The following is a 23,589-nucleotide window of genomic DNA, read 5'->3' on the forward strand; positions in this document are numbered from 1 at the left end:
GGATAATAGATTACAAAGATGAACTTAGAACTAAAAAATAAAAATGCTTTGGTTTGCGGCAGCACACAAGGAATTGGAAAAGCAACTGCAATTTTGTTGGCAGAAGAAGGGGTAAATGTAACTTTGATAGCTCGAAATAAAGAGAAGTTAAAAAAGGTTTTATCAGAATTACCAAATGAGAATCAATGTCATAGTTATTTAGTGGCAGATTTTTCGAAGCCAAATGAATTAAAAGAGATTTTAGAAGCATCAGATTTACAATTCCATATCTTGGTAAATAATACAGGAGGTCCTGCAGGAGGTCCTATATTTAATGCAAAATTAGAGGAATTTGATAACGCTTTTACACAACATTTGAAGTGCAATCATATATTAGTACAAAGTTTGGTGCCCTTCATGAAGTCTCAATGTTTTGGTAGAATTATAAACGTAATTTCTACATCTGTAAAACAACCTTTAGATGGTTTGGGTGTTTCCAATACAATTCGTGGTGCGGTAGCTAGTTGGTCGAAAACGTTGGCAAATGAGTTGGGTGAATTTGGAATTACTGTAAATAATGTATTGCCAGGAGCCACAGGAACAGCACGTTTAAAAGAAATTATAGACAATAAAGCCAATAAAACAGGAAAGTCTTTTGATGAAGTTGCTGAAGCTATGAAAAATGCTTCCCCGGCAAAACGTTTCGCAAAACCAGAAGAAGTGGCTGCTGCAATTGTGTTTTTATCAAGTAAAAAAGCAAGTTATATAAACGGAATTAACATTCCTGTTGATGGCGGTAGAACAAAAAGTTTGTAAATTGATAAAAATCTAAAGAATATGAGCAATTTAGTAAAGCCTTTAAATTTTAAGAATTGGATTGATGAACATCGTCATTTATTAAAACCGCCTGTTGGTAACAAACAAGTTTGGGATAACGGGGAATATATTGTAATGGTTGTTGGTGGTCCAAATAATAGAAAAGATTATCATTATAACGAAACTCCTGAGTTTTTCTATCAAGTAGAAGGAGATATGATTTTAAAAATTATAGATGATAATGGGGCAATGATCGATGTTGAAATCAATGAAGGCGATATTTATCTATTACCAGCAAAAGTTCCTCACTCACCACAAAGAAAAAAAAACACAGTTGGTTTAGTCATAGAATATCCTCGTTCTGAAGGAATGTTAGATGCACTGGAATGGTATTGCGAAAACTGTGGAAACGCTTTATATAGAGAAGAGTTTGCTCTGAATAATATAGAAACGGACATGCCAAGAATATTTGACAATTATTATTCTGATAAAGAAAAATGTACATGCGAAGCTTGTGGAACTGTAATGCAAGGACCAAATAAAATTAAATAAATGAAACGTAAACTGCGTATTAACGGACACTCACATTTATTGCCTTATCCAGAGGAAATTCCTAAGTTTATGAAAGATAAAGGGATTTTTTGGGTAGATGAAGATCGAAAATTTATGCTGCAAAAAGATTGGAGTCGTCCGGTAACAGATTCTAGCTTTTTCTTAGATGAAAAATTAGAGTGGATGGATCAATTTAAAATTGATCATGCGGTAGTTTTAAACTTATCGCAATTATATGGAAACGGTTTGCGCGTTGAAGAAATGAAACAAGCATTGCGTTTTCAGAACGATTTTAATGCGAAAGTTCAACACGAAAACCCTTCAAAATTTACTTGTGGTTTCGTAGTTCATCCGGGTTTTGTGCGTGGAGCTTGTTGGGAAATAGAACGTTGTGTAGAAGAATTAGGGATGCGTTTATTGTGTTTACCAACACACTACATGGATACAATTGGAACTTGGAGATGTATTTTTGATGAAGAAAATGAACCCATTTTTGAATTAGCAAGTAAATATAATTTAGCAGTTGAAATTCATCCTTATGATGGAGAGAAGTTTATTAAACTAGAAAATACTTCTTGGCGATTTCATTTAATTTGGATGTTGGCGCAATGTGCAGATGCCTATCATTTTTTAACGTTAAATGGTTATTACAAAAAGTTTCCAAATATGCGTGTGTGTTTTGCTCACGGTGGTCAATTAGCGCAAATGAATTTAGGAAGACGAATCCAAGGTTTTGATGGAAGGCCAGATTTATTTGAAGGAAAAACACATCCTAGAAAAGCAGTTGGGCATCCAAATATTTTCTTTGATACATTAGTTCACGATACAGGTTCTTTAGGATTGCTCGTTAAAAATCAAGGAGTAAAACAAGTGTTAATGGGATTAGATGATCCTTATCCTCTAGGAGAAATGGAGAGTGAAATACAATCTTCTTATCCCGGAAAAATTTTAGATTTAGCAAAAGAACAAAAGATTTTAACCGAACAAGATTGTGATGCTATTTGGGAAGATAATGTCTTACAATGGTTATTTGGTGATGACGAAAAAGCGAAACAAGAATTGATTACAAAAATTTTAGAATAATGCCTTAATTATTCTTTAGAAAAGATTTGCACTCCGGAACTACAAGATTCATTTGGAAAATTGTTTTCTTTAATAAATTTTAAAAGAAATCAGTCTACTTTTATAGAAATTGTTTTATTAGAATCTAAGTTAAATTTAGCATCTTTATACTTAGGAGGACCCATAAAGCCTTTTACATTATTGGATATTCCTAAAGGTTCTTTTGGAATTCTAAAAAAGTTTGTATCCATTTTTTTATTATCATTTTCGTCATGGAAAGATGAAATTGCATACACTCCTTTTGGCAAATTTTTAAATATAACTATAGATTTTTTGTTTTTTATTATTACAATTTCACCCTTAAACGGTTTTTTTAAAAAGGTGTTTTCCGTGTTGTAAAGAGCCACAAAAAGGTTTCCTTTATCAGACTTCATTCCAAAGAATTCTACTGTTAAATTAAGTGTTTCTTTTTCTTCTTGTGCATTGATATTGCTTACAACACTTAAAATTAAAGCAGTTATTAAAAGTAGTTTTTTCATGACTGTTGTTTTAAGATGATTCAAATCTCTGATGGTTTTTAATTTTAACACAAGAACCATGCTCAATTGAGATTATTTAATGATGAATTTTACTTTACAAAATAGGAATACATAAATCAACAATAAATTTGTTTTCTGAATGTTCTTTTGCGTTGTTATAATAAATTTCAAAAGGGTCTATGGTAGATTTTTTATATCCGTTTTGAACCATCCATTTAAAATTAGATTCCCATGCTTGTTGAAATTTATTGGGAGTAATCTCAAATCTAGAAACAATACATTTTGTCGGTTCTAGGGTTTTTAAATTCACTTCTCCATCAACTTTTAGAGCATGACTTAGCACAATACAAGCACTCATGCGTAAATAATTTGAATCCGTAATTTTGGGGCTATCATGATAAATTGTAAGCATTCTTGTTTCTTTATTTATCAAATCTTGGGGAGTTGCCCATTTTACCAATCTATCATAAACATTTCCTATAGTTTCCATTTTTCCTTTGTGAGAAATATAAGCTAATTCTAATTTATCACTTTGTTTTACTTTTGTATTTGTATTCATTTCAACCAATTTAAAGTATTATTGATATTGCTCAAAAAAAGATCAATTTTTATTATTATTTAATAAAAGTCGTTAGTGGTTATCTTTAAAGCTAAAGCTATTTTTATTCTTATAAGGTCTAATAATTAATCGAGTTTCTCTATCAAAACGAATATAATTATACACCCAATTTAGAAAAACAATGGCTTTGTTTCTAAAGCCAATTAAAGAAAATAGATGAACAAACATCCAAACAAACCAAGCAAAAACTCCTTGAAACTTCCATTTTGGTAAGTCTACCACCGCTTTATTGCGTCCAATGGTTGCCATAGAACCTTTATCATTATAAACAAATGCTTTCAGTGTTTTATTGAATAGTTTTGCTAAAATATTTTTAGCCACCAATCTTCCTTGTTGTATAGCGGGTTGTGCCATCATTGGATGTCCGTAAGGTTTTTCTTCGGATGCCATGCAAGCTACATCACCAATTGCGTAGATATTTGGGTGACTCAAAACTTGATTATATTCATTAACTTTAATTCTAGCCGCTCTTTCAATTACACATTCTGCATGTAACCCATTAATCATTTCACCTTTTACGCCGGCAGCCCAAATAACGGTTTCTGCCTTAAAATGATCTTGACCACTTGTAGTTACTATTTTTCCATCATAATCTAAAACACGCAAGTTTTTCCAAACATTAACTCCTAAATTAATTAGAAAATCCTCTGCTTTTTCAGAAGCTTTTGCACTCATTCCTTTTAAAATACAATCAGAACTTTGTATTAAGTTTATTTGCATTTTACGGATGTCTAAATCCGGATAATCTTTTGGGAGAATTCCTTTTTTCATCTCGGCTAAAGCACCAGCTAATTCTACTCCTGTTGGTCCACCTCCCACAATTATAAAATTCATTAAAGCATTTCTTTCTTCAATATTGGAGGTTAGTAAAGCTTCTTCAAAGTTCTCTAAAATTAAACTTCTAATGTTTAAAGATTGAGGAATAGACTTCATTTCCATTGTATATTTTTGGATATTTGTGTTACCAAAAAAGTTGGTTTTAGATCCTGTTGCAATGATTAATTCATCATATTCCAAATTACCAATTGAAGTTTCAACTATTTTTTTTTGTGGATTTATTTTTTGAACTTCTGCCAATCTAAAATAGAAGTTTTCAACATCATTAAAGAGTTTTCTTAAAGGAAAAGCAATGGAATCTGGCTCTAGACCACCAGTTGCAACTTGGTAGAGTAAGGGTTGAAAAGTATGGTAATTGTGTTTGTCTATTAAAATAACTTGCAGTTCTTGTTCTTCTAATCCTTTTGCAGCAGCTAAACCTGCAAATCCGCCACCAATAATAACAACTCTTGGAAAACTAGTTTGTGGAATGTTCATTTTTTTGGATGGATATAATTTTAGATTATTAGAGTTATAAATTTACTAAAAAGAGGTGATTTTTTAATTGAAACTTCTCTTTATTTCTTGAAGGCTTCTCTCTGAATTGATATATTGAGAAATAATTTTAAATCGTAATTCTTCAATTTCTAGATCGAAATGTTTCGCCCATTTATCATCTTTAAATAATTGAGTTATTTGTTTCATTTTTTTTTGCGCTTCAGAATAGTTGAATGAATACTGAGTTGAGTCCTCTTTTTTTGGTTGAATTTTAGTCATTTTTTCATCAAAATTAACTTCAATGAAAAATGTTTTTTCTGATGAATTTATAGGGTAGAAACTATTCCATTTTGCAAAACCAATAACTATTTGTTGATTCTTGTAATTCTTATTCGCAATAATTTTCCATCTACAATTGGCAACTCTTCCCCAATGATTCGATTTTCTATAAACCCCTTCGTCAGTATAAAAATAAATACTTTCAGATTTACTTTTATAGATGGTCTCTTCTGGGAATTCAAAGTTCTTAACTTGTTGAAATTCGCAAAAAGTATGTTTAAAAAAATTTTTATGGTGAAAGGTTTTCAAAAATTATTTTTTTGTAAAAGTAATTAAAATCGTCATTTCGAGGAACGAAGCAATCTTATAATTTAACAAAAGATTGTCACAGAAAGAAAAATTTTCTTCACAATGGTATATAAAAAAACGCAATCAAATTAATGATTGCGTTTTTAGTTGGTTTCTGAATTATTAAAATTCAGAAATATCTATTTTGAGATTCCGTTTTTCAACGGGATAAGCGATTTATGCAATAAAGTTATAAAACTTTATTGGTTCTCTGCTTACTTCACTTCTTCGAAATCTACATCTTCAACATTGTCACCCTGAGCATCACTTGCTTCTGGTTCGCCTTGTTGAGCTCCTGCATCTGCACCAGCAGCGCCTTGTTCAGCAGCATACATTTCTTCAGATGCAACTTTCCAAGCTTCGTTTATAGTTTCCATTGCAGCAGTAATTTGTGCAACATCTTTAGATTCATGTGCAGCTTTTAACTCAACCAAAGCAGCTTCAATTGGACCTTTTTTATCATCAGATAATTTATCACCAAATTCTTTTAATTGTTTTTCCGTTTGGAAAATCATAGAATCTGCTTCATTAATCTTCTCTGCAGTTTCTTTGGCAGCTTTATCGGCATCCGCATTTGCTTCAGCTTCTTGTCTCATTTTAGCGATATCTTCTTCAGATAAACCAGAAGAAGCTTCAATTCTAATTTCATGAGATTTGTTAGTTCCTTTATCTAAAGCAGAAACTTTAATGATACCATTTGCGTCAATATCAAAAGTAACTTCTACTTGAGGAACACCTCTTTGTGCTGGAGGTAATCCATCTAAATGAAAACGACCAATAGTATTGTTATCTGCAGCCATGGCTCTTTCACCTTGTAAAACGTGAATTTCTACCGATGGTTGATTGTCTACTGCTGTAGAAAATACTTGTGATTTTTTAGTAGGAATGGTTGTGTTTGCATCAATTAATTTTGTGAAAACATTCCCCATAGTTTCAATACCTAATGATAAAGGAGTTACGTCTAATAACAATACATCTTTAACATCTCCAGATAAAACTCCACCTTGAATTGCAGCTCCTAAGGCAACAACTTCATCAGGATTTACACCTTTACTTGGTGCTTTTCCAAAGAATTTTTCAACAGCTTCTTGTACTGCAGGAATTCTTGTAGAACCACCAACTAATACGATTTCATCTATATCAGAAATTGATAAATCAGCGTTTTTTAAAGCTGTTTGACAAGGTTCAATTGTTCTTTTTACTAAATCATCAATTAAAGCTTCAAATTTAGCTCTGGCCATAGTTCTTACCAAGTGTTTAGGTCCGCTAGCGGTAGCCGTAATATAAGGTAAGTTAATTTCTGTTGATGTTGTGCTAGATAATTCAATTTTTGCCTTTTCAGCAGCTTCTTTTAAACGTTGCAAAGACATTGGGTCTTTACGTAAATCCATACCCTCTTCAGCGTTAAATTCATCAGCTAGCCAGTTGATTATTTTTTCATCAACATCATCACCACCTAAATGAGTATCACCATCTGTAGCTAATACTTCAAAGACACCATCTCCTAATTCTAAGATAGAAACATCATGTGTTCCACCACCAAAATCAAAAACAACAATTTTTTTATCGTCATTAGATTTGTCTAATCCGTAAGCTAATGCAGCAGCAGTAGGCTCATTTATAATTCTCTTTACTTTTAAACCTGCAATTTCACCAGCTTCTTTTGTAGCTTGACGTTGTGCATCATTAAAATAAGCGGGTACAGTAATTACTGCTTCAGAAACATCAGTTCCTAAGTAATCTTCAGCAGTTTTTTTCATTTTCTGTAACACCATTGCAGAAATTTCTTGAGGTGTATATAAACGACCATCAATATCTACTCTTGGCGTATCATTATCTCCTTTTACTACTTTATAAGGAACTCTTTTCGCTTCTTTAGTAGATTCAGAAAATTTGTTACCCATAAAACGTTTAATAGAATAAACTGTTTTTGTTGGGTTGGTTACAGCTTGTCTTTTTGCTGGATCACCAACTTTACGTTCTCCCCCTTCAACGAAGGCAACTATAGATGGTGTTGTTCTTTTTCCTTCTGCATTAGGAATTACAACTGGCTCATTTCCTTCCATTACAGAAACACATGAGTTTGTTGTACCTAAATCGATTCCAATTATTTTACTCATAATAATTTATTTATATTATTTTTTAAATTCAATTTTACAATTTCTATTATTCAAAGTGTGTGCCAACTGCTTTTTGACTTGAAAATGTCAGTTTAAAAAAAAAATATTTAAATTTATGTGACATTATGACATAATATGTATCTAATATATTGAATGGATGAATATGAAAAGTATTTTTATTTTCTTATATTTGAATAGTTCAATTAAAATTAAATATTATTTAAATCACTAAACACCTAATTATGAGTAAATTTGACGAGAAAGTAGCCCAGTATTCTAAGTTTATGGACGAGAAAGGTCTAAATTACGATGCAGACTTATTACGAGCTGTAACAAAAGGCCTTGGTCCATCTATTTATAAAAGAGACGCGGAAACTGTTTCTGGGTCTGATGCGAAAGAATTAGCGACAGTTAAAAAGAACTTTTTAATGAAAAAGTTAGGATTGGCAGAAGGACCAAAATTAGATGAGGCAATAGCAAAAGTTGTTGAAGCTATAGGGAAATCTGAAAGAAGTAAATATAGAGCTGTAGTTTACTATATGCTAGCTGTAGAATTCGGTAAGGAATCTATTTATAAATAATATAAATTTATATTTTTGATAAAAAATCCAACTCATTGAGTTGGATTTTTTACATTTACAAAATTTTTAAGTTTAATTTTGTCAATGTCACAATTTATTAGTGTTTTTGATATGTTGAAGATTGGTGTTGGTCCATCAAGCTCGCATACTCTTGGGCCTTGGAGAGCTGCCCAAAAATGGATTAAAATTTTAAAAAAAGATAAGTTATTTCACCAAATTGATGGAATTAGAATTGACTTATTTGGTTCTTTATCTTTGACGGGAAAAGGACACGCCACTGATTATGCCATTTTATTGGGTCTAAGTGGTACAGATCCTGAATATATTCCTATTGATGACATTGAGCAGATTATCACTCAAATAAAAACTCAAAAGAAATTACAATTTAACAACGAAAAAGAAATTTCTTTTTCAGTTGAGAATGTTGTTTTTAATAAAGATTTTCTTCCTTTTCATGCAAATGGAATAATGTTTAGAGGGCTTTGTAAAGGCAAAGAAATTTCTACTCAAACTTTTTATTCTATTGGTGGAGGCTTTATTGTGCAAGAAAACGATCATTTAGAAGATGAAATAGAAATAAATAAAAAGAACTTTCCTTTTCCTATAAACAGAGCTATTCAATTAGAAGAATATTGCGAAAAAGAAGATTTATCTATCTCTGAAATTGTTTACAAAAATGAATTGGAACTTAATTCTGCAGAACATATAGACAAAGAAATTCATAGAATTTGGTCAACCATGTTAGAGTGCATGTATATAGGTTGTCATACAGAAGGGAAACTTCCAGGCGGTTTAAATGTAAAAAGACGCGCTTTTGATACACATCAAAAACTAATTAAAGATACAAGCTATACAAATCCAGAACAATGGATTACAGCGATAAGAAGTACTGAAGTTAAATTTAGAGAAATTTTAAAATGGGTAAGTTGTTTTGCGCTTTCAGTAAATGAAGTAAATGCTTCTTTAGGTAGAGTTGTAACTGCTCCCACAAATGGAAGTGCAGGTGTAATACCTTCAGTTTTAATGTATTATTTGGTGATTGAAAACCATGATGCTGATTTTAGTCATGTTAAAAAGTTCTTATTAACAGCAGGTGAAATTGGTAGTATTTTCAAGAAAAACGCCACAATTTCTGCAGCAATGGGAGGCTGTCAAGCGGAAATTGGAGTTTCTTCTGCAATGGCAGCAGCAGCTTTAACAGAATTATTAGGGGGTACTGCAGCACAATCTTTGGTGGCTGCCGAAATAGCAATGGAGCACCATCTGGGCTTAACTTGTGATCCTATTGGAGGTTTGGTGCAAATACCTTGTATAGAAAGAAATGCAATGGGCGCAATTAAAGCAATTAGCGCGGCAGAAATGGCTTTAGAAACCAATCCTAAAGAAGTAAAAGTTCCTTTAGATAAAGTAATTGATACGATGTGGGAAACCGCAAAAGATATGCATAAAAATTATAAAGAAACTTCAGAAGGAGGCTTGGCTATTAATGTTGGTTTGGCAGATTGTTAAAAAAAAAGTCCAAAAGCTTTTTAAGACTTTTGGACTTTTAAAATAAATAGCTAACTAAATTTTGTTATTTATTTTCAGAACTTTGAACGGCTAAATTATAAATTACCAATCCAAATCCAATTTTGTTTATAGCATCTCCAATGTTATAAATAACATCCATACTTAAACCTCCAAACATTCCAGAATACCATCCTTCAGTTCCCGCCATATATCCTAGAGGGTAAATTGCCCAACCTACTAGAACAAACCAACATAAAGCTTTATGAGCTTTTAAAACAGCACCACCCGCCTCAATAGCTAACTTTTTAGCAGTTCCAAACCAAATATCATAAGCAATTACGAAATAAGCTAATCCAGAGATTAGACCCCAAAGCCATGCATTTGATGTGTCAATTACTTCTCCGACATATCCTGTTACTAACATGATAACTGATAAGAAGATTAATCTCCACATTAAAGATTTTTTTGCTCCAGCAACTTTTAGAATTAAATAGAACTCAACGCACATTAATGGAACAGTAAGGATCCAATCAACGTATCTAAAGAAGGTTGGAGATTCTCCGTTAGAAGCCCAATAGTCTCTCATATACCAATAGTGCACTGCAGCAATAAAAGTAATCAAACCAGAGACCAAAAGAGAGGTTCTCCATTTTTTATCAAAACTATTCATTGATAAAAAGAAAAATACTGAAGCGGCCATCATAGCCATGCAACCTACAAAAAATGTAAAACCAACGTAATCACTTGGATCCATTTTCGCAACGTAAAGAAAGTTAATAGATAAATTCATAATTTTTGAATAAATTAAGTTAATAAAATAGTTAATCGTTTAATGTTTTAAAATAAACATTAAACCAAATATACATATAAAATTATTAACTTTGTAAAATGAATACGGTATTTAATAGAAATTATCAAAATTTAATGATTTTTTTTACATTTTTCTTGTTTTGGATAAGTATTCAATTTGGAGAAGTGGTAGAAGATTTTTTAGCGTATATCATGGTAATCTCTCTGGGTATTTTGCATGGAGCTAATGATTTATTAATTTTATCAATAAAGGAGAAAAAGAATAAAAATTTCATAAAAAACCTATTACTTTATATTAGTATAATACTTTTGTGTTTATTAATTTATTTGTTTAGTTCTTTTATTGCTATCACATTATTTGTTTTGTTGAGTTCGTATCATTTCGGAGAGGAACATCTTAGTAAGGAAATAACCGTAAACTTATTATTTAATTCTTTGTATTTTTTAGCCTACGGACTGTTTATTTTTTCCTTAATTTTTTATCAATCTATCGCTGATGTAGATTTAATTATGAGTGAACTAACAGGTTTAACTTTTACTAAAATTCAAATAGAAATTACATTGATTTTGAGTGCTGTTTTTTTATTTACAGGAAGTTTATATCTAATTTTTTCTAAAAGAAATAAGCCGAAAATATTTCTAAAAGAGGTCTTTTATTTAGCCTTACTTTATCTAGTCTTTAAAAATTCTTCTTTAATATTGGGTTTTGCTATTTACTTTATTTTTTGGCATTCTATTCCTTCAATTATTCACCAAGTAGAATTTATTTCAGGAAATTTAAACAAGAAGACTATTTTTTTTTATGTAAAAAAAGCTCTGATATATTGGTTTATTAGCATCGTTGGGTTATTAATTTTATACAAGTTAGTTCCGCAAATAGAATTGTTTGCCACAGTAGTTTTTGTGATTTTATTTGCTGTAACAGCACCGCACACTTGGGTGATGTACAAAATGAAAAATTAACGAGTAAAAACTAAATCATTACCAGATGACATTTCTTCAGAAAAACGATAATTATCAATATTAAAACCTTTTAATTCTTCAATTGTCTTAACGTTATGATCAATTATATAACGAACCATTAATCCACGTGCTTTTTTAGCAAATGTCATAATCGTTTTATATTCCCCATTTTTAAAATCTTTAAAAATAGGTGTGATCATTGGTGCTTTTAAAACTTTTTTAGGAATTACTTTAAAGTACTCTGTACTTGCTAAATTAATGAGTAGCTCACCATCTTTTAGTTCATCGTTTAAAGATTTTGCAACTGTATCATCCCAAAATTTATATAGATTTTCATCTCTTCCAACTTTTAATTTAGTTCCCATTTCTAGACGGTAAGGTTTAATTAAATCTAAAGGTTTTAACAAACCATATAAACCAGATAAAATTCTTAAACGCTCTTGAATTAAAGGTAGCTTTTCCGCTTCTAAAGAATTTATATCGATGCCTCTAAAAACTTCACCCGTAAAAGCATAAATAGCTTGTTTGGAATTTTCAATTGTAAAGGGAGTTGCCCAAGTTTGATTGCGCTCATGATTCAAAGATGCTAAATCATTAGAAATTTTCATTAAGTCGGATAATTTGCTTTTTGAAATCGTTTTTAATTTTTTGTTCAACCTTTCAGATTGTTTTAAAAAACGAGGTTGCGTATGCAAACTTGTTCTAGCTTTAGTGTCAAAATCTAAAGATTTTGCTGGAGATATGATAATTTTCATTGGAGTAAGTTGAAAAATTTAAAGTATAAATGTACAAATCATTATAAAGTTTCTCAAATAAATCCATCAATTTAAATTGATAAACCTATTTATAAAATTGATTGAAATTATTTTTTTGATTTTTTTCTCTGTCAAATTCAAACTATATGAATTATATTGTGTCAAAGAATAGCAACCAAACAAATAATATTTGAGTAAAGACGCTGAACTTGTAAAAAAGTTAAAGGACTCTAAACTAAAAGACTCAGCTTTTAGTGAGTTGCTTGATATTTATCAAGAGCGACTATATTGGCATATCAGAAAGATAGTTGTAACTCATGAAAATGCAGATGATGTCTTGCAAAACACCTTTATTAGAATCTACAAAAGCATTCAGAATTTTCAAGAAAAGAGTAGTTTACATACTTGGATGTATAGAATTGCATACAATGAATCCATCCGATTTTTAGATAAAAACAAGAAGAAGGACTATGATAATATTGACGCTATTTCTGAATCTAATTTAGAAGTTTTATTTGAAGATGAATATTTTGATGGAGATGAAATTCAAAAAAAGCTTACAAAAATTATAAATAAATTTTCAGTAAAACAAAAGCGAGTTTTTCAAATGAAATACTTTGATGATTTGAGTTTTAGGAAGATTTCGGAAATTTTAGAAGTATCAGAAAGCACTTTAAAATCTACTTATTATGCTGCTGTAAAAATTATTGAAGAAAAAATATTATTATAAAACCAAACTATCTATTACAAGTGGGGTCTAACTTTTGTATTATGGAAAAATCAACAGAACATAGCAACAAAAAAAGTTTTCTAAAAGAAGACATTAAAGATGGTATTTCTAAACATCATAATAAATATCTAGGAACTAAAATACCTGAAGGATATTTTATGAAATCTAAAATTTCAATTTTAGATAAAATAAAAGAGGACATATTGATTGAGGAGTCTAAAAAAACTAAAAAACAATTGGTTTTTTGGATGCAACCTCAGTTTAAATTTATGGCGGCAGCTACATTAGTTTTTATTTTGAGTTTAACCGTATGGTTACAAAACATGAATAAAACAAATGCAATAAACGAAACTAACTTAGAGTTTTTAGTTTTTTCTGATGATGTTTTATTAGAGTCTTTATTAGTAGATGAATCAAACCTTGATGAGTTTGCGAATGTTATTTTATTTAATGAAATTTTAGTAAAAGCAGAACTTTCTGAACAAAAAATAGATAATCTAGTATTAGATAATTTAATGTTAGGAGATTCATTATTAGATAATTATATTGAAGATGGACTGATTGAAACCATTTTTTTGTAAAAAAAAATAAATTTTTCAAACTATTTTAAAAAATACAGTTCTAACGAATAGAAACAATTATTAATTAAAAAACTAATACATTATGAGAACTTCATTTTTTAAACAGCGTATTTTTAAATCAAATATTCTATTCTTTACAATTACAGCCTTTTTGTTATCAGCTTTCTTATTTGCATCTTGTTCAGATTCAGAATCTATGGATAATCTTGAAATAAATAGTTCAGTATTAATAGAAAAAATAGAAAGTGCATCAAAAGTAGTTATCTCAGCGTCGAGTTTGCCAGCTCAAACAGAAACAGCATTTCGAGGAGATTTAGCAGACAGTTATGTTTTAAGCGCAGAATTTGCAAAGGGTTTCGGCTATAAAGTTAGCATAGCAACAGATAATGAATCGCGTGAAGAAGTGAAGAGTGATGTTTATTTTTCTTTACAAGGAAAACAGTTAGCAGATACTAATGAGAAAAGAAGAAAAAGAAGAAATAAATGCTTTGAATTTGTGTATCCTTTAGACCTTATGATGCCTGATAATACAACAATAACTTTAACTAGTAAAGAAGACTGGAGCTTAAAGAAAGATTGGTATGTTGCGAATCCGGATGTAACGGAAAGACCAGAACTAATATTTCCATTTGATGTAACTTTAGAGGATGGAACTGTACAAACTTTAATTGATAGAGATGAGTTAAAAGCAGTAAAGAATTCTTGTAAGAAAGGTAAAGACAAAAGAAAATGTTTTAAATTGGTCTTGCCAGTAAGTTTTACGATGGAAGATGCCAGTATAATTGAAGTTACGAAAAGAGCAGATTTTAGATTATTGAGAGAATGGCGTAAAGCAAACCCAGATGCTACTGCAAAGCCAGCTTTAAATTTTCCATTAGACATTCAGTATAAAGACGGCACTGCAGCAACTATAAATAATCAAACAGAATTTGATGCAGCTAAAGATGCTTGTAAAAATTAAGTTATAAATTTGCACTATAGATTTTAAAGAGTTAAAAACAATAAAAATGAAATTAAAAACCATCATATTAACTTTAAGTTTTCTTAGTTTGATGCTATTTAATACAACAGTTTTTGCTCAAGACGCTAGTTTTCGTCTAATTCAAAAAGAGTTAACTAAAGAGCAAAAGGGTTTATTGCAAAAAGAAAAAGAAGCAATGAAAACAAATCGTGAAGCTTTTAAAGCATCACTTTCCAAAGAGCAGTTAGCTATTTTAAGAGATAAAACAATTTCTAAGAACGAAATAAGAAAGCGTTTGGTCGCTACATTTTCTAGAAATCAAAAAAGTATGGTTAAAAATCAACAAGTAAGTTTGAGGAAAACCAGAGATAATTTTAGAAAAACGCTTACAGGTGAGCAAAGGAAAATGCTAAAAGAACGGATTGATAAAATTAGAAATTCTAAAGATAGAGGAGAACTTAAAGATGGACCAAGAATAAATAGTGCTAATAATGGAAAGAAAAAAAGAAACAGAGGAAATTAGCTTCTAATTATTTATGATACATTTTTATCAAGGATTTAAAAATACGATAAGAATTTTTGGGTTGCTATTGGTTTCAATGGCAACCTCTTTTAGTTCTTATGGACAAAAAGAAAATTTAGAGGATATAGATGATTTAATTGATGAACTTTTTTTTAATGATCAACAATTTATAGACGAGATTATAGAAAGCGATTTTTCTTTTAATTTTTTATACTCGTCAGTTTCGTATAACAGCAGTACATATTTTTCAGGAAGAGATTCTGGTGTAGATCAATTCAATGCCATTCCACAAGTTTCTTATTATCACTCCTCAGGTTTTAATGCAAGTATCTCGGGAATTTATTATCAAAATTTTGATCCAAGTTGGGATTTTACAAGTATTTCTTTAGGGTATTTTAATACCATAGGAAAAAAGAAAAATGTGCTTTATAATTTGGGATACACAAAGTATTTTTACACAGATGATTTTGATGATTTCACAAATTCTTTAGATTTCAGTATTGGAATAAGAAATAAAAAACGAACTTTAGGAAGTAGAATTTCTGGATCTTACTTATTCGGTTCAGATAAATCTTATCAATTAGTTTCAAATAGTTTTGTGAATTTTACGTTAAAAAGAAGCTCTAATTTTGCATTGAGATTTAGGCCAAACATTAATTTTATAGCTGCCAGGCAAAGCATTTTATTTATAAAACCAGTAAGAACGCCTACTGGATCTCAATCAAAGGAGTTTACTCAAAATGTGTTCGATTTATTAAACACACAAATCAGTTTTCCAATTTCATTAACTACAAATTCTTTAGATTTTGAATTGGGCTACAACTTAAACGTACCAAACGCTATCGCAAATGAAGGCGATTTAAGTAGTACCGGATTTTTTAATCTTTCTTTGGGGTATATGTTCGATTTGAATAAAAAATAAAAGATTCTTTTTTATTTTAGCAATTAATCGTAATATTGCAATAAACAAATTAAAGTGGGTTTAACGAAATCAGAAATATTCACAGAAGAACAAAATCAAATTGCTAAGATTGCAAAAGTATTGGGTCATCCTGCAAGAATTGCTATTTTAGATTTTTTAATTAAATCGAAATCTTGTGTCTGTGGAGATTTAGTAAAAGAAATTGGTTTAGCACAGCCAACGATTTCTCAGCATCTAAAGGAATTAAAAAATGTTGGTATTATAAAGGGAAGTATTGAAGGTACCAGTGTTTGTTATTGCATTCACCAAGAAAATTGGGAGCAAATAAAAAATATATTGGGTCAGTTTTTAAATAAAAATCCAACAGAAAACTGTTGTTAAAACTATAAATTATGAAATTATCAGAAATAAAAAATCATTTAATAAGTTTAGAAACTATTGCTTTTAAATTACCAAATGGAGCCTTAGTTCCTAGTCATTTTCATGTTACTGAAGTGGGTAAAATAACTAAAGATTTTATTGATTGTGGAGGTAAGGTTAGAAGTGAAGCTGTTATTAATTTTCAATTGTGGGAAGAAAATGATTACGATCATAGATTGCATCCAGAGAAATTATTACAGATTATAGAATTGTCTGAAAAGATGTTCAAGTTTGATGATTTAGAGATAGAAGTAGAGTATCAAGGAAAAGAAACGATTGGTAAATATAATTTAGATTTTGATGGTACAAACTTTTTGTTAACTTCAAAAATTACGGCTTGTTTAGCACTAGAAGATTGTGGAATTCCAAAACCATTAATCAAAGTTGCTAACGCTGTTAGTTCTTGTTGCGAACCAAGTTCTGGTTGTTGTTAATTTATTTTCCGTTAACCCCAGTTTTATATTTAATAGCTGCGTTCATGTTGTAAATAAATAGAAATAAAACCTTTACAGAAACATTAATCCACATCTTTAGAATTTTCAGAGTACGTTCTCCATTTGTCTAAACACTCAACAATATCTTTTGGTATGTCTGAGTTAAACTGCATAAATGTACCTGTTGTTGGATGCGTAAATCCTAAGGTTTTTGCGTGTAAGGCTTGTCTTGGTAAGGCCTTAAAACAGTTGTGTACAAATTGCTTGTATTTGGTAAACGTTGTTCCTTTTAAAATGTCATTTCCTCCATAACGTTCATCGTTAAAAAGTGTGTGACCAATATGCTTAAAATGCGCTCTAATTTGGTGTGTTCTTCCTGTTTCTAATTTACACTGAACTAAAGTAACATAAGTCAATCTCTCTAAAACTTTATAATGAGTAACTGCATGTTTTCCAAAATCTCCTTCCGGAAAAACATCCATTTGTAGACGGTTCTTTAAGCTACGCCCAATGTTACCTTCAATTCTTCCTTCATCATCCTCCATATTTCCCCAAACCAAGGCATAATACAAACGTTCTGTAGTTCTGTCAAAAAATTGTTTAGACAAATTTGCCATTGCAAATTCGGTTTTTGCAACCACTAATAATCCACTAGTATCTTTATCAATTCTATGCACCAAACCTGGCCTTTCATTGGAATTTGTTGGTAAGTTTTCGATATGATGAATTAAACCATTTACCAAGGTTCCAGAATAATTTCCATGGCCGGGATGTACAACCATTCCTGCAGGTTTATTTACAACAATTACAGCATCATCTTCGTAAACAATATCTAAAGGAATCTCTTCGGCAACCAATAGTTTTTCTGCTGGTGGATAAGTCAAAACAACTCTTACAACATCATTTGGTTTAACTTTGTGGTTCGATTTTATAGCAATATCATTTACAAAAATATTTCCAGCTTTAGCAGCTTGTTGTACTTTGTTTCTTGTTGCATTTTCAATGAAGTTCATCAAAAATTTATCCACTCTTAAAGGCTCTTGACCTTCACTTGCGGTAAACCTGTAATGTTCGTGTAAATCATCACTCTCAATATCTTCAGAATTGTTTTCTTGCATGTTTTTATTTTAGTAGCAATGTTTCAGAGTTGCCAAGTAACAAATTAGTGAATTTTTTAAATTTTGCTCTTAACTAATTTAATTTCTTCTTCCATCACCTAAAACTAACTCAATTATAGAGTTTTTTGGTAATTTGTCATTCGGATTTATTATTTTCCCTTTATGTCTTAAACCTCTTACTACATCCTTACCAATATCTTTTACATATGTGTAATTTGTACCTACAATAAAACCAATAGCTTGTAGCTCAGAAATAGCCTGTCTTTTTGTACGTCCGTTTAAATCAGTAACTGTTATATCTCTGTATTTAGATGGATTTAAAGTCAAATAAATTTTGCGCTTTTCTTTAACAAAATCGCCAGCTTCAGGGCTTTGTTTAATCACTGCTTTTTTTGGATAAGTAGGATTGTAACTAGCACTGTCAATTACCTTAAAGTACAAATCCAATTCTTTTAAAGTTTTTTCTGCATCCGTAATTGTTAGTTTATGCAAATCTGGAACTTGTATTTTTTGATCGTGATTGGTAGTAATATTTAACCAAAATTTTAATAAAAAAATAATAATGACTACACCAAGGATTGCAAATGCAATTTGTTTAAAAAAAGATTTACTTTTAAAAAACTGAAAAATACTCATTTTTTGATTTTTTAGACTATACAAAGATATAAAAAGTAAACGTTGTTGTTTCTATTTATATTTTGATAAATTTGTTTTTATTATTTTACATTAATGAAAAAATATATAGCTATTGTAATGGGTGGTTTTTCATCCGAAGTTAACATTTCTTTAAAGAGTGGAAATGTTGTTTACAATCATTTGGATAGAGAAAAATACAATCCTTTTAGAGTTCATATTTTAAAAGGAAAATGGTTCGCTTTAGACGATGAAGAGAATGAATATCCGATACGTAAAAATGATTTTTCATTTACAAAAAATGGTAATTTAATTACTTTCGATTGCATCTTTAATGCAATTCATGGTAATCCTGGAGAAAATGGAGAGTTACTTGCCTATTTTAGCTTAATAGGAATCAAGCATACTTCTGCTCCTTTTTATCAAATGGCATTAACTTTTAATAAAAGAGATACATTAAGTGTTCTGAAAGAATATGGTATTAAAACAGCAGTTTCTGTCTATTTAAATAAAGGAGATGTTGTTGATTTAGAGCACATAATAGGTAAAGTTGGTTTGCCATGTTTTGTAAAGCCGAATAATGCTGGCTCGAGCTATGGTATTTCTAAAGCACATATTAAAGAAGAAATTTTGCCTGCAATAGAGACTGCTTATAAAGAAGATTCACAAATTTTAATTGAATCTTTTTTAGACGGAACCGAAGTCTCTGTTGGTGTTCTTGAATATAAAGGTAAAGTAAAAGTATTGCCAATTACAGAGATTGTTACGGAAAATGATTTCTTTGATTATGAAGCAAAATACGAAGGGAAATCTCAAGAAATTACTCCTGCAAGAATTTCATTAGAAGAACAAAATAGAGTAGAGGTAATTGCTGAAAAAGTATATAAAATTTTAAATATGTCTGGTTTTTCAAGATCAGAATATATTTTTGTTGATGGAGAACCTCATTTTTTAGAAATGAATACTGTGCCTGGTTTAACAGAAGAAAGTATTTTGCCGCAACAAGCGAAAGAAGCTGGTATTTCTTTAAAACAGTTATTTGATAATGCCATTGAATCTGCTCTTGAATAGAATTGATTTTTCCATTCTTTTTTACAGATATATTTTAAACGCACACATAATTAAATAGTTAGAACATGAAAAGAGCAATTTTTCCAGGATCCTTTGATCCAATTACGTTAGGACATTATGACATTATTGAGAGAGGTGTAAATTTGTTTGATGAACTTATTATTGCAATTGGTATAAATGCTGACAAAAAATATATGTTTTCTTTGGAAGAACGTAAAAAATTTATTGAAGATTGTTTTAAACACGAACCAAAAATAAAGGTGGTTACCTATGAGGGCTTAACGGTTCACTTTTGTCAAAAGAATAAGGTAGATTTTATCTTAAGAGGGTTAAGGAATCCCGCAGATTTTGAATTTGAAAAAGCAATTGCACATACCAACAGGGACCTAGGGCCCGTAGAAACCGTCTTTTTATTAACCGCAGCAAGTACATCTTATATTTCATCATCTATCGTAAGAGATGTAATTCGAAATGATGGAGATTACACAAAGTTAGTGCCTAAAACGGTGAGAGTTTTATAACTATGAAATTAAAATCAAACTATATTTTAAAAATATCAGTACTTTTTTCTTGCTTTTTGTTGGTGATTTCTTGTGAAAATTCATCTAATGAAAGTAAAGATTTTACCACACTCTTCGAAATATCAAAAGGAACGGAAACTCCCGAATACAAGGATGTAATTTCTTATTATAACAAACTTTCAGAAGCACATAGTCAAATTTCACTATTCTCTTTTGGGCAAACGGATTCTGGAGAACCTTTGCATTTGGTGGTCTATAATAGAGAGGGCGTTTATAATATTGACGAAATTAAGAATTCACCGAAAAATAGAATCTTAATTAACAACGGAATTCATCCTGGAGAGTCAGATGGAATTGATGCTTCCATGTTATTATTAAGAGATATTGTTCAAAATGATTCCTTAACAGAAAAGTATAAAAATTCGATTATTTGTGTAATTCCGGTGTATAACATTGGGGGTGCTTTAAATAGAAATTCACACACAAGAGCTAATCAAAACGGACCTGTAGCTTATGGTTTTAGAGGAAATGCTAGAAACTATGATTTAAACAGAGATTTTATAAAACAAGACACTAAAAATTCAGCAGCTTTTGCTGAAATATTTCACACTGTAAATCCAGATGTTTTTATTGACAACCATGTGAGTAATGGTGCAGATTATCAATATGCAATTACACATTTGTTTACACAACATAACAAATTAGGCGGCAATTTAGGAGCTTTTTTACAGTATGAGATGCGTCCAGAACTCGAAAAATATTTAGAAGCAAAAAACGTCAATATTACACCTTACGTAAATGTTTGGGGCACGACTCCAGAAACAGGATTTTCTCAGTTTTTTGACTCACCTAGATATTCCACAGGATATACAACACTTTTTCATACTCTAGGCTTAATGGTTGAAACACACATGTTAAAGCCCTACAAAACTAGAGTTGAACAAACCTATGAACTGATGTTTTCTGTTTTTGATTTTACGGAAGAAAATTCAGAAGCTATTAAAGATTTGCGTTTTAAAGCTGCTGCTGAGATTTTGGCAAAAAAGACATATCCTCTCCATTTCAAAGTTAATAAAGAAAAATTTAGAAACTTAAACTTTAAAGGTTTTGAGGGTGAAATGATCGCTAGTAAAGTTACCAATGGAAAAAGATTGTTTTATGATACAAACAAACCTTTTGAGAGATCAGTAAAGTACTATGATGAGTACGCTGTAACAAAAAAAATTACAATCCCTAAAGCGTATATTTTACAGCAAGGTTGGCATGACATTGTTGAGAGGTTAGAAAATAATCATATTGAATATTCTCTTTTTGAGAAAGACACAGCAATGACTGTTACCGTAAATCATATAAAAGATTTTGAAACTAGAAAAACACCTTATGAAGGACATTATCTACATTATAATTCAAAAGTAGAAAAATCAACGAAAGAAATTAACTTTAAAGAAGGCGATTTATACATTTCTACAAATCAAAATGGAATTCGTTATTTATTAGAAACATTAGAGGCAGAAGCAACAGATTCATTTTTTAACTGGAATTTTTTTGATACAATTCTTCAACAAAAAGAAGGGTATTCTGGGTATGTTTTTGAAGATCTTGCAGAAAAATTTTTGGCAGAGAATCCATTGGTTAAAAAAGCTTTTGAAGAGAAATTAAAAACAGATAAAAAGTTTGTTGAAAGTCCAAGAATGCAACTGAATTTTATATATAAAAATTCACCTTACTATGAAAAAGCACATTTACGGTTACCCATTTTTAAAGTTTTCTAAAGAATCACTATTGATGAAATTTTTTGCTATTTCCTTTGTTATACTTGTTTTTTTAAGCTGCAAAAATGCTTCAAATCCAGTGAAAAAAGATTTAAAAGAAATTACGAGAGAGATTATGAAGGAGGCGAAAGCCTGTGCTTTAATTACAATGGATTCTCTAGGAATTGCGCATGCAAGAGCGATGGACCCTTTTTTGCCGGAGGAAGACTTTACCGTTTGGATGGCAACAAATCCGAAGAGCTTAAAAGTACAGCAGCTCAAAAATAACAAAAAAGTAACATTGTACTATTTTGATAAAGAAAGTGTCAGTTATGTATCGTTACAAGGAGTTGCTAGCATTATAAATGGTGCGGCTGCAAAAGAAAAGTACTGGAAAACAGCCTGGAAGAACTTTTACAAAAATAGAACTACTGAGTATTTGTTAATAAAGTTTACACCCAAAAAAGCAAATATCGTTAGTGAGAGATATCAAATTTTAGGAGACTCAATTACTTGGGAAACTGCGCAATTAAATTTTTAGAATAAAACCAATATGAAAAAAGTAGCATTATTATGTATAGTAGTTATCTTTTTTAGCTGCCAGAACTCAGCTGTGAAAGACGAAATTGCAACCAGTTTTTATGTCGGAACGTATACAGATAACAATAGTAAAGGCATTTATAAATATGAACTATCTAAAGAAGGGAAATTGAACCAAATTGGTTTAGTTGCAGAAACAAGGAACCCTTCTTTTTTAGCTAAAAGCAGAAATGGTAAAACGCTTTTTGCTGTAGATGAAGCAAACGAGCAAGGAACAGGTTTTGTGAAATCTTACAAAATAGAAAAAGATTCACTTACACATATAAGCACATCAAAATCAGGAGGAGCACATCCTTGTTTTATAACTGTAAATGATGAGAATCAAGTTTTGGTTGCGAATTATTCTGGAGGGAATGTAGGTTTTTTAGAAGCGGATAATTTTGGAGAACTGTCTCCTTTATTAAACGTGCAACAACACGAAGGTAAAGGTATAACAGACCGCCAGAAAGCACCTCATGCGCATTCAACCTATTTTCATCCTACAAAAAAAGAAATTATTTCTGTTGATTTAGGTACAAATCAGTTATGGCTTTCTGAGATTGACAATGAAAAGAATGAATTGGTTTTAACCCATCAAAAAACTTTAAAAATGGCTCCAGGAGCCGGTCCAAGACATTTAACTTTTCATCCAAATAATAATTGGATTTATGTTTTAAATGAACTAAATAATACAGTCTCAGTAGTAAAAGAGAAAGAAGATATGTATAATATAGATTTTTCAATTTCTATGTTGCCAGAACAATTTACAGGGTATAGTAAAGGTGCAGATATTCATATCTCTAAAGATGGAAAATTTTTGTATGCTTCCAATCGAGGTCATGATTCTATTGTAATCTATAAAGTAAATGCAGAAAATGGAAGCTTAAAACTCGTTGGTTTTGAGCCGGTTTTAGGCAGAAATCCACGTAATTTCTCACTATCTTCGAGAGATAAATTTTTGTTAGTTGCAAACCAAGATACGAATAATATTGTTTCTTTTAAACGAGACGAAATAACAGGGAAATTAACTTTTGTGAGCGAAATTTTTGCACCAAAACCTGTTTGTATATTGTTTTAAAATTTCCGTAACTTGTAACAT

At 30.5% G+C, this 23,589-nt stretch carries 27 protein-coding genes; 18 read left to right on the forward strand and 9 right to left on the reverse strand.

All coding sequences use genetic code 11. The features are described from left to right. Positions 1 to 18: 18 nt before the first annotated feature. From ATE90_RS02815 to ATE90_RS02825, 3 genes are read left to right on the forward strand one after another with little or no spacing between them, the layout of a single operon-like run. Positions 19 to 795, forward strand: coding sequence for an SDR family oxidoreductase (locus ATE90_RS02815; protein WP_101450749.1), 777 nt, complete (start codon positions 19 to 21; stop codon positions 793 to 795). A 21-nt stretch (positions 796 to 816) separates the two neighbouring features. Further along, complete coding sequence (locus tag ATE90_RS02820) at positions 817 to 1,347, forward strand: 3-hydroxyanthranilate 3,4-dioxygenase (protein WP_036783704.1); 531 nt, start codon at positions 817 to 819, stop codon at positions 1,345 to 1,347. Then, complete coding sequence (locus ATE90_RS02825) at positions 1,348 to 2,430, forward strand: amidohydrolase family protein (RefSeq protein ID WP_036783706.1); 1,083 nt, start codon at positions 1,348 to 1,350, stop codon at positions 2,428 to 2,430. It begins immediately after the preceding gene. 89 nt (positions 2,431 to 2,519) lie between these two features. Here ATE90_RS02825 and ATE90_RS02830 read toward each other — a convergent pair whose 3' ends face one another. The 5 genes from ATE90_RS02830 to dnaK form a co-directional block, all read right to left on the reverse strand. Continuing rightward, complete coding sequence (locus ATE90_RS02830) at positions 2,520 to 2,948, reverse strand: DUF2141 domain-containing protein (RefSeq protein WP_052107483.1); 429 nt, start codon at positions 2,946 to 2,948, stop codon at positions 2,520 to 2,522. A gap of 94 nt (positions 2,949 to 3,042) precedes the next feature. Further along, positions 3,043 to 3,507: an AraC family transcriptional regulator gene (locus ATE90_RS02835; RefSeq protein ID WP_101450751.1), complete on the reverse strand. Its 465-nt coding sequence runs from the start codon at positions 3,505 to 3,507 to the stop codon at positions 3,043 to 3,045. 72 nt (positions 3,508 to 3,579) lie between these two features. Further along, positions 3,580 to 4,881, reverse strand: a complete 1,302-nt coding sequence (locus tag ATE90_RS02840; RefSeq protein WP_101450753.1) for an NAD(P)/FAD-dependent oxidoreductase — start codon at positions 4,879 to 4,881, stop codon at positions 3,580 to 3,582. 63 nt (positions 4,882 to 4,944) lie between these two features. Continuing rightward, positions 4,945 to 5,469: a hypothetical protein gene (locus ATE90_RS02845; RefSeq protein ID WP_101450755.1), complete on the reverse strand. Its 525-nt coding sequence runs from the start codon at positions 5,467 to 5,469 to the stop codon at positions 4,945 to 4,947. Between the two features lie 254 nt (positions 5,470 to 5,723). Beyond that, complete coding sequence (dnaK, locus tag ATE90_RS02850) at positions 5,724 to 7,628, reverse strand: molecular chaperone DnaK (protein WP_101450757.1); 1,905 nt, start codon at positions 7,626 to 7,628, stop codon at positions 5,724 to 5,726. A gap of 242 nt (positions 7,629 to 7,870) precedes the next feature. Here dnaK and ATE90_RS02855 point away from each other — a divergent pair, with 242 nt between their 5' ends. Then, positions 7,871 to 8,209: a DUF2853 family protein gene (locus ATE90_RS02855; RefSeq protein ID WP_036783715.1), complete on the forward strand. Its 339-nt coding sequence runs from the start codon at positions 7,871 to 7,873 to the stop codon at positions 8,207 to 8,209. 84 nt (positions 8,210 to 8,293) lie between these two features. Beyond that, the gene (locus ATE90_RS02860) at positions 8,294 to 9,718 is read left to right on the forward strand and encodes an L-serine ammonia-lyase (RefSeq protein ID WP_036783717.1); all 1,425 of its coding nucleotides are present in this window, start codon (positions 8,294 to 8,296) and stop codon (positions 9,716 to 9,718) included. Between the two features lie 64 nt (positions 9,719 to 9,782). Here ATE90_RS02860 and ATE90_RS02865 read toward each other — a convergent pair whose 3' ends face one another. Next, on the reverse strand, positions 9,783 to 10,508 hold the full coding sequence (locus ATE90_RS02865; protein WP_172824310.1) for a bacteriorhodopsin-like: 726 nt from the start codon (positions 10,506 to 10,508) through the stop codon (positions 9,783 to 9,785). A 98-nt stretch (positions 10,509 to 10,606) separates the two neighbouring features. On the opposite strand from ATE90_RS02865, the gene ATE90_RS02870 reads away from it, so the two are divergent. Then, positions 10,607 to 11,491: a Brp/Blh family beta-carotene 15,15'-dioxygenase gene (locus ATE90_RS02870; protein ID WP_101450759.1), complete on the forward strand. Its 885-nt coding sequence runs from the start codon at positions 10,607 to 10,609 to the stop codon at positions 11,489 to 11,491. On the opposite strand, the gene yaaA is transcribed toward ATE90_RS02870, so the two are convergent. Continuing rightward, on the reverse strand, positions 11,488 to 12,246 hold the full coding sequence (gene yaaA / locus ATE90_RS02875; RefSeq protein ID WP_101450761.1) for a peroxide stress protein YaaA: 759 nt from the start codon (positions 12,244 to 12,246) through the stop codon (positions 11,488 to 11,490). The two genes, ATE90_RS02870 and yaaA, sit on opposite strands and share 4 nt — an antisense overlap. A 190-nt stretch (positions 12,247 to 12,436) precedes the next feature. Here yaaA and ATE90_RS02880 point away from each other — a divergent pair, with 190 nt between their 5' ends. From ATE90_RS02880 to ATE90_RS02910, 7 genes are all read left to right on the forward strand, one after another. Beyond that, on the forward strand, positions 12,437 to 12,976 hold the full coding sequence (locus ATE90_RS02880) for an RNA polymerase sigma factor (RefSeq protein WP_036783723.1): 540 nt from the start codon (positions 12,437 to 12,439) through the stop codon (positions 12,974 to 12,976). A gap of 41 nt (positions 12,977 to 13,017) precedes the next feature. After that, complete coding sequence (locus ATE90_RS02885; protein WP_101450763.1) at positions 13,018 to 13,557, forward strand: hypothetical protein; 540 nt, start codon at positions 13,018 to 13,020, stop codon at positions 13,555 to 13,557. Positions 13,558 to 13,639: 82 nt separating this feature from the next. Then, positions 13,640 to 14,518, forward strand: coding sequence for a hypothetical protein (locus ATE90_RS02890; RefSeq protein WP_036783727.1), 879 nt, complete (start codon positions 13,640 to 13,642; stop codon positions 14,516 to 14,518). A 46-nt stretch (positions 14,519 to 14,564) separates the two neighbouring features. Next, positions 14,565 to 15,041: a hypothetical protein gene (locus tag ATE90_RS02895; RefSeq protein ID WP_036783729.1), complete on the forward strand. Its 477-nt coding sequence runs from the start codon at positions 14,565 to 14,567 to the stop codon at positions 15,039 to 15,041. A gap of 13 nt (positions 15,042 to 15,054) precedes the next feature. Further along, entirely contained in the window at positions 15,055 to 15,963 is a 909-nt protein-coding gene (locus tag ATE90_RS02900; RefSeq protein ID WP_052107485.1) for a hypothetical protein, read from the forward strand. A gap of 54 nt (positions 15,964 to 16,017) precedes the next feature. After that, positions 16,018 to 16,344, forward strand: a complete 327-nt coding sequence (locus ATE90_RS02905; RefSeq protein ID WP_036783731.1) for an ArsR/SmtB family transcription factor — start codon at positions 16,018 to 16,020, stop codon at positions 16,342 to 16,344. 11 nt (positions 16,345 to 16,355) lie between these two features. Further along, positions 16,356 to 16,817 carry a DUF6428 family protein gene (locus ATE90_RS02910; protein ID WP_036783733.1) on the forward strand — a complete coding sequence of 154 codons (462 nt, stop codon included), beginning with the start codon at positions 16,356 to 16,358 and terminating at the stop codon, positions 16,815 to 16,817. 83 nt (positions 16,818 to 16,900) lie between these two features. Here the strand turns inward: ATE90_RS02910 and ATE90_RS02915 are convergent, their stop codons facing one another. Together ATE90_RS02915 and ATE90_RS02920 are read right to left on the reverse strand one after the other, a co-directional pair. Continuing rightward, positions 16,901 to 17,935, reverse strand: coding sequence for an RluA family pseudouridine synthase (locus ATE90_RS02915; RefSeq protein ID WP_036783735.1), 1,035 nt, complete (start codon positions 17,933 to 17,935; stop codon positions 16,901 to 16,903). A gap of 78 nt (positions 17,936 to 18,013) precedes the next feature. Beyond that, complete coding sequence (locus ATE90_RS02920; protein ID WP_101450767.1) at positions 18,014 to 18,571, reverse strand: PASTA domain-containing protein; 558 nt, start codon at positions 18,569 to 18,571, stop codon at positions 18,014 to 18,016. Positions 18,572 to 18,664: 93 nt separating this feature from the next. Here ATE90_RS02920 and ATE90_RS02925 point away from each other — a divergent pair, with 93 nt between their 5' ends. The 5 genes from ATE90_RS02925 (at position 18,665) to ATE90_RS02945 (ending at position 23,568) form a co-directional block, all read left to right on the forward strand. Continuing rightward, the gene (locus tag ATE90_RS02925; protein ID WP_036783739.1) at positions 18,665 to 19,639 is read left to right on the forward strand and encodes a D-alanine--D-alanine ligase; all 975 of its coding nucleotides are present in this window, start codon (positions 18,665 to 18,667) and stop codon (positions 19,637 to 19,639) included. A 65-nt stretch (positions 19,640 to 19,704) separates the two neighbouring features. Then, positions 19,705 to 20,160: a pantetheine-phosphate adenylyltransferase gene (gene coaD, locus ATE90_RS02930; protein WP_036783741.1), complete on the forward strand. Its 456-nt coding sequence runs from the start codon at positions 19,705 to 19,707 to the stop codon at positions 20,158 to 20,160. A 2-nt stretch (positions 20,161 to 20,162) separates the two neighbouring features. Continuing rightward, positions 20,163 to 21,932, forward strand: a complete 1,770-nt coding sequence (locus ATE90_RS02935) for a M14 family metallopeptidase (protein ID WP_081958135.1) — start codon at positions 20,163 to 20,165, stop codon at positions 21,930 to 21,932. Between the two features lie 79 nt (positions 21,933 to 22,011). Then, positions 22,012 to 22,452: a pyridoxamine 5'-phosphate oxidase family protein gene (locus tag ATE90_RS02940; RefSeq protein ID WP_036788042.1), complete on the forward strand. Its 441-nt coding sequence runs from the start codon at positions 22,012 to 22,014 to the stop codon at positions 22,450 to 22,452. 12 nt (positions 22,453 to 22,464) lie between these two features. Beyond that, positions 22,465 to 23,568 carry a lactonase family protein gene (locus ATE90_RS02945; RefSeq protein ID WP_036783744.1) on the forward strand — a complete coding sequence of 368 codons (1,104 nt, stop codon included), beginning with the start codon at positions 22,465 to 22,467 and terminating at the stop codon, positions 23,566 to 23,568. Positions 23,569 to 23,589: the final 21 nt, after the last annotated feature.

The organism is Polaribacter sp. Hel1_33_96 (assembly GCF_002846595.1).
In the GTDB taxonomy this organism is placed as follows: Bacteria; Bacteroidota; Bacteroidia; order Flavobacteriales; family Flavobacteriaceae; genus Polaribacter.

What these genes read in the sequence shown, in the direction of transcription:
- ATE90_RS02815 (WP_101450749.1), top strand. Translation starts at nt 19, where the DNA reads ATGAACTTAGAACTAAAAAATAAAAATGCTTTGGTTTGCGGCAGCACA.
- ATE90_RS02820 (WP_036783704.1), top strand. Translation starts at nt 817, where the DNA reads ATGAGCAATTTAGTAAAGCCTTTAAATTTTAAGAATTGGATTGATGAA.
- ATE90_RS02825 (WP_036783706.1), top strand. Translation starts at nt 1,348, where the DNA reads ATGAAACGTAAACTGCGTATTAACGGACACTCACATTTATTGCCTTAT.
- ATE90_RS02830 (WP_052107483.1), bottom strand. Translation starts at nt 2,948, where the DNA reads ATGAAAAAACTACTTTTAATAACTGCTTTAATTTTAAGTGTTGTAAGC.
- ATE90_RS02835 (WP_101450751.1), bottom strand. Translation starts at nt 3,507, where the DNA reads ATGAATACAAATACAAAAGTAAAACAAAGTGATAAATTAGAATTAGCT.
- ATE90_RS02840 (WP_101450753.1), bottom strand. Translation starts at nt 4,881, where the DNA reads ATGAACATTCCACAAACTAGTTTTCCAAGAGTTGTTATTATTGGTGGC.
- dnaK (WP_101450757.1), bottom strand. Translation starts at nt 7,628, where the DNA reads ATGAGTAAAATAATTGGAATCGATTTAGGTACAACAAACTCATGTGTT.
- ATE90_RS02855 (WP_036783715.1), top strand. Translation starts at nt 7,871, where the DNA reads ATGAGTAAATTTGACGAGAAAGTAGCCCAGTATTCTAAGTTTATGGAC.
- ATE90_RS02860 (WP_036783717.1), top strand. Translation starts at nt 8,294, where the DNA reads ATGTCACAATTTATTAGTGTTTTTGATATGTTGAAGATTGGTGTTGGT.
- ATE90_RS02865 (WP_172824310.1), bottom strand. Translation starts at nt 10,508, where the DNA reads ATGAATTTATCTATTAACTTTCTTTACGTTGCGAAAATGGATCCAAGT.
- ATE90_RS02870 (WP_101450759.1), top strand. Translation starts at nt 10,607, where the DNA reads ATGAATACGGTATTTAATAGAAATTATCAAAATTTAATGATTTTTTTT.
- yaaA (WP_101450761.1), bottom strand. Translation starts at nt 12,246, where the DNA reads ATGAAAATTATCATATCTCCAGCAAAATCTTTAGATTTTGACACTAAA.
- ATE90_RS02885 (WP_101450763.1), top strand. Translation starts at nt 13,018, where the DNA reads ATGGAAAAATCAACAGAACATAGCAACAAAAAAAGTTTTCTAAAAGAA.
- ATE90_RS02890 (WP_036783727.1), top strand. Translation starts at nt 13,640, where the DNA reads ATGAGAACTTCATTTTTTAAACAGCGTATTTTTAAATCAAATATTCTA.
- ATE90_RS02895 (WP_036783729.1), top strand. Translation starts at nt 14,565, where the DNA reads ATGAAATTAAAAACCATCATATTAACTTTAAGTTTTCTTAGTTTGATG.
- ATE90_RS02900 (WP_052107485.1), top strand. Translation starts at nt 15,055, where the DNA reads ATGATACATTTTTATCAAGGATTTAAAAATACGATAAGAATTTTTGGG.
- ATE90_RS02910 (WP_036783733.1), top strand. Translation starts at nt 16,356, where the DNA reads ATGAAATTATCAGAAATAAAAAATCATTTAATAAGTTTAGAAACTATT.
- ATE90_RS02915 (WP_036783735.1), bottom strand. Translation starts at nt 17,935, where the DNA reads ATGCAAGAAAACAATTCTGAAGATATTGAGAGTGATGATTTACACGAA.
- ATE90_RS02920 (WP_101450767.1), bottom strand. Translation starts at nt 18,571, where the DNA reads ATGAGTATTTTTCAGTTTTTTAAAAGTAAATCTTTTTTTAAACAAATT.
- ATE90_RS02925 (WP_036783739.1), top strand. Translation starts at nt 18,665, where the DNA reads ATGAAAAAATATATAGCTATTGTAATGGGTGGTTTTTCATCCGAAGTT.
- coaD (WP_036783741.1), top strand. Translation starts at nt 19,705, where the DNA reads ATGAAAAGAGCAATTTTTCCAGGATCCTTTGATCCAATTACGTTAGGA.
- ATE90_RS02935 (WP_081958135.1), top strand. Translation starts at nt 20,163, where the DNA reads ATGAAATTAAAATCAAACTATATTTTAAAAATATCAGTACTTTTTTCT.
- ATE90_RS02945 (WP_036783744.1), top strand. Translation starts at nt 22,465, where the DNA reads ATGAAAAAAGTAGCATTATTATGTATAGTAGTTATCTTTTTTAGCTGC.